At 69.3% G+C, this 10,809-nt stretch carries 10 protein-coding genes; 4 read left to right on the top strand and 6 right to left on the bottom strand.

Annotated elements, in window-relative coordinates; translation table 11 throughout:
• Nucleotides 1-881, bottom strand: an 881-nt coding sequence (locus VHD82_RS31645; RefSeq protein WP_325712336.1) for an SDR family oxidoreductase, incomplete at its 3' end; no start/stop codon positions are given.
• Nucleotides 882-995: 114 nt separating this feature from the next.
• The gene (locus tag VHD82_RS31640; RefSeq protein ID WP_325712334.1) at nucleotides 996-2,009 is read right to left on the bottom strand and encodes a hypothetical protein; all 1,014 of its coding nucleotides are present in this window, start codon (nucleotides 2,007-2,009) and stop codon (nucleotides 996-998) included.
• 250 nt (nucleotides 2,010-2,259) lie between these two features.
• Here VHD82_RS31640 and VHD82_RS31635 point away from each other — a divergent pair, with 250 nt between their 5' ends.
• From VHD82_RS31635 to VHD82_RS31625, 3 genes are all read left to right on the top strand, one after another.
• A complete protein-coding gene (locus tag VHD82_RS31635; protein WP_325712332.1) occupies nucleotides 2,260-2,871 on the top strand; it encodes a 50S ribosomal protein L25/general stress protein Ctc in 612 nt (203 codons plus the stop codon).
• Complete coding sequence (gene pth, locus VHD82_RS31630; protein WP_325712330.1) at nucleotides 2,868-3,461, top strand: aminoacyl-tRNA hydrolase; 594 nt, start codon at nucleotides 2,868-2,870, stop codon at nucleotides 3,459-3,461. The genes VHD82_RS31635 and pth overlap by 4 nt, the downstream gene beginning before the upstream one ends.
• A 134-nt stretch (nucleotides 3,462-3,595) precedes the next feature.
• Nucleotides 3,596-3,973 (top strand): DivIVA domain-containing protein, encoded by a 378-nt coding sequence (locus VHD82_RS31625; protein ID WP_325712328.1) that lies wholly within the window; start codon nucleotides 3,596-3,598, stop codon nucleotides 3,971-3,973.
• A gap of 58 nt (nucleotides 3,974-4,031) precedes the next feature.
• On the opposite strand, the gene VHD82_RS31620 is transcribed toward VHD82_RS31625, so the two are convergent.
• The 4 genes from VHD82_RS31620 to VHD82_RS31605 are packed head-to-tail and all read right to left on the bottom strand — an operon-like array spanning nucleotide 4,032 to nucleotide 9,106.
• Nucleotides 4,032-5,717, bottom strand: coding sequence for a fatty acyl-AMP ligase (locus VHD82_RS31620; protein ID WP_325712326.1), 1,686 nt, complete (start codon nucleotides 5,715-5,717; stop codon nucleotides 4,032-4,034).
• Between the two features lie 18 nt (nucleotides 5,718-5,735).
• Nucleotides 5,736-7,559: an ABC-F family ATP-binding cassette domain-containing protein gene (locus VHD82_RS31615; RefSeq protein WP_325712324.1), complete on the bottom strand. Its 1,824-nt coding sequence runs from the start codon at nucleotides 7,557-7,559 to the stop codon at nucleotides 5,736-5,738.
• On the bottom strand, nucleotides 7,556-8,515 hold the full coding sequence (locus tag VHD82_RS31610; protein WP_325712322.1) for a 4-(cytidine 5'-diphospho)-2-C-methyl-D-erythritol kinase: 960 nt from the start codon (nucleotides 8,513-8,515) through the stop codon (nucleotides 7,556-7,558). Before VHD82_RS31610 ends, VHD82_RS31615 begins: the two co-directional genes overlap by 4 nt.
• Before the next feature lie 9 nt (nucleotides 8,516-8,524).
• Nucleotides 8,525-9,106 carry a TetR/AcrR family transcriptional regulator gene (locus VHD82_RS31605; protein WP_325712320.1) on the bottom strand — a complete coding sequence of 194 codons (582 nt, stop codon included), beginning with the start codon at nucleotides 9,104-9,106 and terminating at the stop codon, nucleotides 8,525-8,527.
• 132 nt (nucleotides 9,107-9,238) lie between these two features.
• Between VHD82_RS31605 and VHD82_RS31600 the strand changes: the two genes are divergently transcribed.
• A complete protein-coding gene (locus VHD82_RS31600) occupies nucleotides 9,239-10,675 on the top strand; it encodes a DHA2 family efflux MFS transporter permease subunit (RefSeq protein ID WP_325712318.1) in 1,437 nt (478 codons plus the stop codon).
• Nucleotides 10,676-10,809 lie beyond the last annotated feature (134 nt).

Raw genomic sequence — 10,809 nt, 5'->3', positions numbered from 1 at the left:
AGGTGGGTCGGCGGCTGCTCACCGCGGAACACCCCGGCGTGCCGTTGCGCGAACTCGGCGAACGTCGTCGGGCGCACGCCGAACCGCTCGTGCGTGCTCAGATCGACGCGCGATTCATCGGAGCCCGCCCGCCGCTCGGCGAACAGTTCGTCCATCGCGTCCGCGAAGAACTCGGGGATTCCCGCTTCGAGCAGAGTTTTCCGTTTCTCCGCCGGATCCGTGTCGGCATAGCGCACCGGCTGTCCGGTGGCGACGGAAATCCGGTCCGCGACCTCGGCCATCGTCAGCGCCTCCGGACCGGTCATCTCGTAGCGCGCCCCTTCGTGGCCGTCGCCCTGCAGCAGTGCGACCGCCACCTGCGCGATGTCGTCCACGTCGACAGGCGCGAGCCGCGCGTCGGCCATCGGCAGTTTCAGCTCGCCGTCCGCGAGAATCGCCGGCACCTCACGGAAGTAGACGGGCATGAACTGCGCCGGGCGCAGCATTGTCCACGCCAGTCCCGAATTCTCCAGATACCGTTCCACTTCGGCGTGCATCCGGGCGAACCGGAAACCCGAATCACTCCAGCAGCCGACGCCGGAGAATTTGATGATGTGCTCCACCCCGGCCTTTTTCGCGGCGTCGATGAACGTGCGCTGGGTTTCGACCAGCTGCTGGTCCGCGCCGGAAATCAGCAATACTCGCCGCACGCCGTCGAGCGCGGCGCCGAGTGTCTCCGGATCGAGAAGGTCGCCCTGGACCACCTCGACATGGCGCGGATTGCCGAACGCGGCGGCCTTGGCCGGGTCCCGCACCAGTGCCCGAACCGGCAGCTGTCGCTCGACGCACGCGCGGATCACGGCGGATCCGTTGAGACCGGTCGCCCCTGTCACCAGGATCATGTGCTGGCTGTCCTTTCGTCCGTCCCGCGAGATACCTCGCGGTGTTCCCGGTAATCAGGACAACTGAGGGGGCCGGAATTGATCGCTGCCGCCAGCCGGACCGGGACGCGCGGCTCAGCCCAGCTCCGTGGCCACCTCACGGTCGACTGCCGCCGGGTCCACGACGGCGACCGGCTCCGCGGTCACGGTCGGCACGGCGGCCACCTTTGCCGAGCCGGTCAGTTTGGGCAGGGTGAACCGCACCGAGCAGGTCATCGTCGCCGAGTCGTTCAGCGGGGCGACCAGTTCCTGCCCGCACTCCTGTGCACCCAGCTGCGCCGAGGTCACCGCGGACTTCAACACCAGACGCGCCGAGGCGGCGGGGGCGTCGCCGATCAGCCTGTTCTCCACCCGGACCACGTCGGTACAGGAACCGCCGGCCGTACAGGTCAGGTTGTTCGCCGAGACGGTCGTGGCGATGACCGGGCCCGCGACGAACGGCTGGCCGAGATCATGCGAGGACTGCCCGAACGCGGCCTGCAACGCAGGCAGGTCCGTCACGGCATGCACGGTCACCGGTGTGGTGCCCAAGGCTTGTGCGGCCACCGGGCCCAGCAGCGTCGGGTCGATGCTCACCACCCGGTAAGGCTGCCGCGCTGTGACTCGCAGACCACCGACGTCGAAAACGTCCGTGCCGTCCGCGAGTACGAGACGTTCCGCCGGGGTGGTCGCCGAGACCGCGCCGCGCAGCGTTCGCACCACATCGGCGGGGGCGAGCGAGCCCAGTTCGAAAGGCAGCACGGAACGGGACCAGCGCGCACCGTATTCGGCCGCGCGGTCGCCTTGCATACCCTGCGCCTGCCAGTACTGCGAGGGCGCCCGCAAGTACAGCGCACCGCCCGCGCGGAGCACGCCGACCTGCTGATCCTGCAACGACAAGGTGCCCTGCACCAGGCCGGCGCGCGTGACGTTCAGGGTGTCCGCGCCCACCCGGTACGCGATGGCCGTCTGCGCTGCGAAGGCGTCCAGCGCGCCGTTCACCGCGGCATTCGGGTCGGCTTTCTCCCCGCTCGGCGTGCTCGGTTCACACGCCCCGAGCAGCAGGACGCCGACAAGGGCGAGCAACCCCCCGACCGCCCTGCGAGACATCCCGGCACCCCCTGACACACCAGCTTCCTACTGGCCCCGGCGACCCACCGCAACCCCCGGCCGGTGGGTTGCTTACACTGAACAGGTTGTCTCGGCGAGGCGGGCTCTTAGGTACCCGGTGCCCGACGTGATCGACGCGGCGGCTTGAGTGGCCCCGTGTTGTGCACGTTTTGTGGAACTCGCCGCCGTTGACAGCAACCGACGCCCCCATTCCCGCGCACCGCCACAGTTTTTGAAGGAGTGCAACACCGTGTCCGAGGTACGTCTGTCCGTCGAGCCACGCACCGAGTTCGGCAAGGGCGCCGCGCGCCGCACCCGTCGCTCCGGCAAGATTCCCGCCGTGCTGTACGGCCACGGCACCGACCCCCGGCACCTGGCCCTGCCGGCACTCGAGTTCGCCCGCGTCATCCGGGAGAACGGCAGCAACGCCGTGCTCACCCTCGACGTCGAGAGCAACACCGAGCTGGCGCTCACCAAGACCATCACCGTGCACCCGCTCAAGAACTACATCGAGCACGTCGACCTGCTCGTGGTCAAGCGCGGCGAGAAGGTCACCGTCGACATCCCCGTCGTGGTCACCGGCGAGCCCGCCCCCGGCACCCTGACCCACCAGGACTTGGACACCGTCTCGGTCGAGGTCGAGGCGCTGCACATCCCCGACCAGGTCGAGGTCTCCGTCGAGGGGCTCGAGTCCGGTTCGCAGATCACCGCGGGCCAGCTGAACCTGCCCGCCGGTTCCGAGCTGCTGACCGACCCGGAGGCGCTGGTCGTCGCCGTCACCGAGCCGCAGGCCGAGGCCGCTGCCGAAGACGAGGCCGGCGAGGGCGCGGCCGAGGGTGAGTCCGAGGCCGCCGCGGAGTGACCGCGGATGTGCCTGGGGCCGGCGAGCAGGTGTTGCTCGTCGGCCTCGGTAACCCTGGCCCACGTTATGCCACCAACCGGCACAACGTGGGCTTCATGGTGCTCGACGAGCTCGCTGCGCGAGTCGGCGGGAAGTTCAAGGCGCACAAGGGCGGCGCGGAGGTACTCGAGGGGCGGCTGGCCGGCCGCCGGGTCGTGCTGGCCAAGCCGCGCTCGTTCATGAACCTCTCCGGCGGCCCGGTCGCCGGTACCGCGAAGTTCTACAAGATCTCCCCGGACGGGGTCGTCGTCGTGCACGACGAGCTGGATCTGGAGTTCGGCGCGCTCAAGCTCAAGCTCGGCGGTGGGGACAACGGCCACAACGGGTTGCGGTCGATCACCAAATCGCTGGGCACGAAGGAGTACTACCGGGTGCGGTTCGGCATCGGCCGCCCGCCCGGCCGGATGGATCCGGCCGACTATGTGCTGAAGGACTTCTCCACGGTCGAGCGTAAGGAGCTCCCGCTGGAAGTCGATCGGTGTGCCGATGCCGTGGAAGAGCTCATCGGCAAAGGGCTGAACGCGGCACAGAACACCTTCCACGCACAGTAGTCATTTCACTCACAGGCGTCTTACAGATGCCCTCATTCGAGTCGATGCGCCGGAGGGACCTTCCCACCGCGATCCAGCGCGGCTAGGACAGTAGGCGGGAACCGCACCGTCCTAGCTGAAACTGGAGACTCTTCATGTCCCTCACCCCCGAAGACGTCTACCGCGTCGAGTTCTCGAACGCGGCGGTCGGTCGGCGCGGCTACGCGAAGCAGGAGGTCGACGCGTTCGTCCGCCGCATCGCGAAGACCCTCGCCGACGAGGACGACCTGACTGCCGCCGAGGTGCACCACGTGGAGTTCAACAAGCCGCTGCTGGGCAAGCGGGGCTACGACGAGAAGGAAGTGGACGAGTTCCTCGACAAGCTGGAGGAACAGCTGGCCGCGCGCACGTTCAAGGCATACCCGATGCCGATGGCCCGGGAGTCTTCGCAGGCGACGGAGGCCCGCTGGGAGCGCCCGGCGCACACCCCGGAGCCCGCGCCCCAGCCGCATTCCCACCCCGGCACCTTCTGACGCCTACCACGAAATCCGGCCCGCACCTGATCGGCGCGGGCCGGTTTTCGTTGGTGCTTCAGCTACCGGCGGAGTTGATCCGGTCCGCGTACTGGGTGGCTGTCGCGGCGCGCTTCACCTTGCCGGAAGGCGTCTTCGGCAGGCTCCCCGCGGGCAGCACGACCACCGCGTACGGGCGCAGGTCCACGGCATCGCGCACGCGGGCCGAGACCTCCTTCATCAGCACGCGTTCCGCATCCGGGTCACCGGCCAGCTTCGACTCCAGCACGACCGCGAAGCGCTCGCGCCGCGTTCCGGCGTCGATCCGCACCGCCACGGCGTTGCCTGCCCGGACGCCATCCACCGAGGTGGCCGCGCGCTCGATGTCGGTCGGGTAGATGTTGCGGCCGCCCATGATGATGACGTCCTTGGCCCGCCCGCAGATCACGATCTGCCCGTCGATCAGGTAGCCGAGGTCGCCGGTGTTGAGCCAGCCCTCGGCGTCCTGCGTCGCCACCGGGCCGTCCACCGTGAGGTAGCCGGGGGTGACGGCCTCGCCGCGCAGCCGGATCTCGCCGACCTGACGTTCGCCGAGTTCGGCCCCGTGCTCGTCCACGATCTGCGCTTCGAGCCCGTCGAGCGGCCTGCCAAGGACGGCGAACGAGCGGACGTCGTCGGTGCCGCGGCGGGGATCGTCCTCGGGCACCGGCACCGCGCGGTTTTCGGCCTCCAGCGCCTGGGCTTCGACCACGTCGAGGGTCAGCCCGGTGAACAGCGGCGCGAACGACACCGCGAGCGTCGCCTCCGCCATGCCGTAGGCCGGGAAAACGCATTCCGCGGGCATTTTGAACCTGGCTCCGGCGTCGGTGAACGCCTTGACGGCGGACTCGTCGATCGGCTCCGCGCCGTTCAAGGCGATCCGCAGCGTGGACAGGTCGTAGGCGTCGTCGTTCTCGACGCGCGCCAAGCGACGGCCCACGATGGCGTAGGCGAAGTTCGGCGCCGCGGTGGTGGTGGCGCGGTACTTGCTGATCAGCTCCGGCCAGACGAGCGGCCCGGACAGGAACTCCACCGGGGTGATCTTGACCAGCTCGACGCCGAAGGTCATCGGCACGGTGAGGAAGCCGACCATGCCCATGTCGTGGAAGGTCGGCAGCCAGGACACCATGACGTCCTTGTCGAACACGAACTCCGCGCGTTCCACCATCGCCTTGACGTTGGTGTAGAGGTTGCCGTGGGTGATGCGGACGGCCTTGGGCTCCGCGGTGGAACCGCTGGTGAGCTGCAGCAACGCGAGCTCGTCCTCGCCGACCGGGACGGGTTCGGCGAGCGGCTCGGCGTCGAGCAGGTCGGTGATGGTGCGGAAGGCGATGCCACGTTCGGTGAGCACCGGCGCGAGCGCCTCGAACGGTTCGCCGAGCAGCACCAGTCCGGATTCGATCATGCCGAGCACCTTCACGGTGTCCTCGGCCCAGAGCGCGAGGTCGGTGCGCGGGGTGGGCTGGTGCAGCATCGTGACGCTGCCGCCCGCCAGCCACACGCCCTGCACTGTCGGGGCGATCAGCGCCGGCGCCGCGGCCAGCACGGCGACCGCGCTGCCCGGCTTGAGCCCGCCCTCGACCAGGCCGCCCGCCAGGCGTTTCGCCTGCTCGTGCACCTCGGCCCAGGTCCGCCGGACCGGCTCCTTGGGCTCCCCAGTGACCATTCCCCGCTGCTGACCGCCACCCGCCGCGGTGGCGACGAGCGTGTCCACGAACCGACTCATGGTCGGGAGCCTATCCGGTCACTCGACGAGTTCCGACGTCTCCAGCCAGCGGGCCTCGACGTCGTCTTTCTCCGTTAGCACCGTTTTCAGCTCGGCGTTGAGATCGACGAGCTTCTCCGGGTTCGTCGCGTTCGCCGCGAGCTGTTCGTGCAATTGCCCTTCTCGCTTGGTCAACGCGTCCAGGCGGCGCTCCAGCCTGCCCAGCTCCTTCATCGCGTTGCGATGCTCGGCCGCGCTGGGTTTGCCCGTCGCAGGCGCCGGTTCACGGCGTTGCGGCGCCGCGGCCACCTGGTGGCTTCGCGCGCGGCGGTCGAGATATTCGTCGATCCCGCCGGGCAAATGCGTGACGCGGCCATCGCCGAACAGGGCATACACCGCGTCGCACACGCGCTCGACGAGATACCGGTCGTGCGAAACGACGACGAGCGTGCCGGGCCACGAATCGAGCAGATCTTCCAGCTGCTGCAAGGTATCGATGTCGAGATCGTTCGTCGGCTCGTCGAGCAGCAGCACGTTCGGCTCACCCATCAGCAGCCGGGCCAGCTGCAGCCGCCGCCGCTCGCCACCCGAGAGATCCTCGACCGGCGTCCACTGCCGGGCGGCCGGGAAACCGAGCCGCTCCGCCAGCTGCGAAGCCGACATTTCCTGCTTGCCGAGCACCACCCGGCCCGCGATCTGCTCGACCGCTTCGAGCACCCGCAGCTGCCCCGGCAGTCCCTCCAGCTCCTGTGACAGATGCGCCAGCCGGACGGTCTTGCCCTCGATCCGCCGCCCCGAGCCGGGCTCGGTCTCGCCGGCGAGCAGCTTCAGCAAAGTGGTCTTGCCCGAGCCGTTGATGCCGACCAGACCGATCCGGTCGCCAGGGCCGATCCGCCACGTGACGTGGTCCAGCACGGGCTTCTCCCCCGCGCGCAACGTCACGTCTTCCAGTTCCAGCACGGTTTTCCCGAGCCGGCGCCGGGCGAAAGTCAATAGCTCCACCGAATCCCGCGGCTGCGGAACGTCGGAGATCAACGCCTCGGCTGCCTCGATGCGGTACCGCGGCTTCGACGTGCGGGCCTTCGCGCCGCGCTGCAGCCACGCCAGCTCCTTGCGGGCGAGGTTGCGTCGCTTCTCCTCCATCGTGGCCGCGAGGCGCGCCCGCTCGGCGCGCGCGAAAACCCAGTCCGCGTAACCACCTTCGTACTGTTCGACCTGTCCGCCGACGACCTCCCAGGTGCGGCCGCAGACCGTGTCGAGGAACCACCGGTCGTGCGTGACGACCACGACCGCGGCCCGCCGGGCCAGCAGGTGATCGGCCAGCCAGCGGACACCCTCGATGTCGAGGTGGTTGGTCGGCTCGTCGAGCACGATCAGGTCCAGCTCGCCGACCAGCGCGGTGGCCAGCGCAACCCGCCGACGCTCACCGCCGGAGAGGTTCTCGGTGGAGGTGTCCAGCCCGAGCGCGGTGATCCCGAGACCGTCCACAATGGACCGGACGCGCGCGTCGGCGGCCCACTCGTGGTCGGCGGAATAGTGCGCCAGCACCGCTTCCCGCACGGTGCCCTCGGGCAGTTCGGTGCGCTGGGTGACCACGGCCATCCGCAGATCGCGGACCCGGCTCACTCGCCCCGAATCGGGTTCGGCGACTCCGGCGAGCACTTCGAGCAGCGTGGTCTTGCCGCCGCCGTTGAGCCCGACGACGCCGATCCGGTCGCCTTCGGCCACGCCGAGGGAGACCTCGGCCAGCAACGGCTTGACCCCATAGGACTTGCTGACGGCCTCGAGGTTGATCAAATTGCCCCGCCCGTCACCCGACCGCCGCCCCTCACGGAGACGCTGCGCGCCACTGTCTTTTTTCATGCGTGCACCTGGGGTGGGGTTGGTCGGTTCAGGTCGTCGCCGCCGACGAACCGGGCACCGGGCACCGGGCCGTGTGCCACCCGCACCGTCCGGCAGACCCCCGCTCCGGCGAGTTCCGCGGCCACTTCGAGCGCGGATTCCGCGTCCACGCACAGGAACGCACAGGTCGGCCCCGAGCCGGACACCGTGCCGGCGAGCGCGCCGGCGTTCACGCCCGCGCGCAGGGTGCGCCGCAGCCCCGGCCGCAGCGAAACCGCGGCGGCCTGAAGATCGTTGCCCAGCAGCAGAGCCAGCTGCCGCGGGTCACCGGAGGCCAATGCCTCGACGACCGGCGCATGCGAGCCGACGCGCGGCGGGTCGCCCGCCTCGCGCAGCCTGTCCAGCTCGGTGAACACGCGCGGTGTGGACAGTCCACGATGGTCGAACGCCAGCACCCAGTGAAAGGTGTGCCGGGACAGCACCGGCACCAGCTGCTCACCGCGGCCGGTGCCCAGCGCCGTGCCGCCGTACAGGGCGAACGGGACATCGCTGCCGAGTTTGGCGGCGACCCCGGCCAGTTCGTCCCGGCCGACATCCAGCTTCCACAGTGAAGTGAGTGCCACCAATGTCGCGGCCGCGTCCGCACTGCCGCCAGCCATCCCGCCGGCGACCGGGATTCCCTTGCGCAGCACCACGCGCACCTTCGGGTCGTCCCTGCCGACATGCGCGGCCAGCGCCTGCACCGCTCTCCAGGCGAGGTTGTTCGCCCCGGTCGGTACCGCGTCCTCTCCCTCGCCGTGGACCTCGATGCCAGGCTCCTCGGCGGCGGCGACGGTGACCTCGTCGGTCAACGAGAGCGCGTGGAACACCGTGGTCAGATCATGGAACCCGTCGGGCCGCAGATCACCCACCGAAAGGTGCAGGTTGATCTTCGACGGCACCCGGACGGTGACCGGTGGAGGGACGACGGCTAGCACCCGTCAAGACTACGTGGCCGCTCCGGCCTGTTCCCCACGAGGAGAAACAAGGTCCAGCGCGACCTCGAGCGCCACCTCCGGTGACGCCCCGCCGTCAGCCTCGCCCTGGAACTGCGGATTGTTGCCGATGACGAGGGCGACCAGGGAAAGCCTGGCCCGCAGCTGGGCGGCCGGATCCTGCTCGTCGGCCACGAGCAGGCCGAACACGTCCTGCATCCGGCCGACCAGTGGGTTGCGTTCGTGGAAGGTGTGCTTCAGCGCGGGCTGGTTCTCCTGCATGAACCGCATCACCGGGCCGAACTTGCCTTCGATGAGCTTGGCCAGCCGTCGAAGTAGCTCCTCGCGCGCCTGCACCAGGTCCTGCTGCGCCTTGCCCCAGTCCAGTACCTCGTCCAGCGAGGCGGCCAGGTCGTCGAGCACGCTCGCGACGATGTCCTCCTTGGTGCGGAAGTGGTAGTAGAGCGCCGCCTTGGTGACGTCCAGCTGTTCCGCGATCTCCCGGAGGGAGGTCTTCTCGTATCCCTGCTCCACGAACAGATCGAGCGCGATCTGCTGGATGCGCTCCCTCGTGTCGCTGCGACGCCCCGCCATCGCGTGTCCTTCCTGAGTGTTCTCTCAAACTAGCTTGACGACCGGCTAGTTCTAGCTTACCTTACGACTGGTTAGTTTACTTGTCGCCCGACAAGTTATGGCATGAACAGCTTACTTACCAGGGGATCGACCATGACAACCACCGTTTCCGCACCGGCACCGGTGCGCCGCAGCCAGAGCCGCTGGTGGGCGCTGGTGATGATCGGACTGGCCCAGCTGCTGGTCATCATCGACACCACGATCGTCAACATCGCACTGCCCTCCGCGCAGCGCGAGCTGGGCATGTCGGACGTGGCCCGGCAGTGGACGATCAGCGCCTACACCCTCGCCTTCGGCGGGTTGCTACTGCTCGGGGGCAGGCTGGCCGACCGGCTCGGCCGCAAGAACACGCTGATCGTCGGGGCGCTGGGCTTCGCGATCGCGTCGGCGGTCGGGGGCGCCGCCACCGGGCCGGCCATGTTGATCGGGGCACGCGCGGCGCAGGGGGTCTTCGCCGCGCTGCTCGCCCCGTCCACGCTGTCCCTGCTGACCATCACCTTCACCGAGGCCAAGGAACGCGCGAAGGCCTTCGGCATCTTCACCGCGATCATGATGTCCGGCGGCGCGCTCGGGCTGGTCGCCGGCGGCGCGCTCGCCGAGTACCTCGACTGGCGCTGGTGCCTGTACGTGAACCTCCCGCTCGCGATCATCGCGTCCATCGGCGGCTGGCTCGTCCTGCCGAACGTCAAGGGGCACCGGGAAACCCCGCTCGACTGGATCAGCGCGATCCTGGGCAGCGGCGGCATCGTCGGCCTGGTCTACGCGTTGTCCGAAGCCGCGACGCGCGGCTGGGGTTCGGCGCTGGTGCTGAGCATCCTGGGCGCGGCGATCGTGCTGCTGGCGGCGTTCGTACTCCGGCAGTCCCGGGTGGACAACCCGCTGCTGCCGCTGCGAATCCTCCGGGAACGCAGCCGGGCGGCCGCGTACCTCACGATCGCCGCGGCGTCGTTCGGGATGTTCGGCATGTTCCTGTTCCTGACCTACCAGCTGCAGGGGATCATGCACTACGGCGCCTTCCAGGCCGGGATCGCGTTCCTGCCGTTCCTGCTGGGCAACGTGCTGATGTCCACGATCTTCTCGCGCCGGCTGCTGCCGCGCACCGGACCGCGGCCGCTGCTGGTGATCGGGCTGCTGCTGATGGCCGCCGGGCTCGCGGCCCTGACGCAGCTGACCCCGGACTCCTCCTACTGGGCGCTGATCCTGCCGGTGGAGCTGGTGCTGGGTGGCGGGGCCGGGCTCGCGATGCCGACGGTCATGAACATCGCGACCGCACGGGTGAACCCGGCCGACGCGGGGGTGGCCTCGGCGTTCATCACCACGTCCCAGCAGGTCGGAGCCTCGATCGGGACGGCGTCGCTGAACACCATCGCCTCCAGTGCGACCTCCTCGGCAGCCGGGCTCGGTGTCGCCGGGGCGACCGTGCACGGCTTCGCCGTCGCGAACGGTTGGGCCGGAGCGATCGTCGCCGTCGCCGGCCTCGGAGTCGGGCTGCTGGTGGGCAACAAGAAGCAGGCTCAGGAACGGGGGTAGACGAGGATCTGCTGCCCACCGTCGGTCGCGGTGCCGAACAGGGCGACGTCGGCGGTGATCAGGTCGGGAACGTGCACATCCTCGTCGAGTTGGGAAAGCCGGCCGGTGACCGCGGAAGCGGTCACCGGCTCGGT

Origin of the sequence: Amycolatopsis sp. (assembly GCF_035546795.1) — a bacterium.
GTDB lineage: Bacteria > Actinomycetota > Actinomycetes > Mycobacteriales > Pseudonocardiaceae > Amycolatopsis_E.
Note: the sequence above shows the minus strand (reverse complement) of the source record. Positions and strands in the feature narration are given on the sequence as shown.

Coding starts and splice junctions, on each gene's coding strand:
- VHD82_RS31640 (WP_325712334.1), bottom strand. CDS start 2,009: ATGTCTCGCAGGGCGGTCGGGGGGTTGCTCGCCCTTGTCGGCGTCCTG.
- VHD82_RS31625 (WP_325712328.1), top strand. CDS start 3,596: ATGTCCCTCACCCCCGAAGACGTCTACCGCGTCGAGTTCTCGAACGCG.
- VHD82_RS31620 (WP_325712326.1), bottom strand. CDS start 5,717: ATGAGTCGGTTCGTGGACACGCTCGTCGCCACCGCGGCGGGTGGCGGT.
- VHD82_RS31615 (WP_325712324.1), bottom strand. CDS start 7,559: ATGAAAAAAGACAGTGGCGCGCAGCGTCTCCGTGAGGGGCGGCGGTCG.
- VHD82_RS31605 (WP_325712320.1), bottom strand. CDS start 9,106: ATGGCGGGGCGTCGCAGCGACACGAGGGAGCGCATCCAGCAGATCGCG.
- VHD82_RS31600 (WP_325712318.1), top strand. CDS start 9,239: ATGACAACCACCGTTTCCGCACCGGCACCGGTGCGCCGCAGCCAGAGC.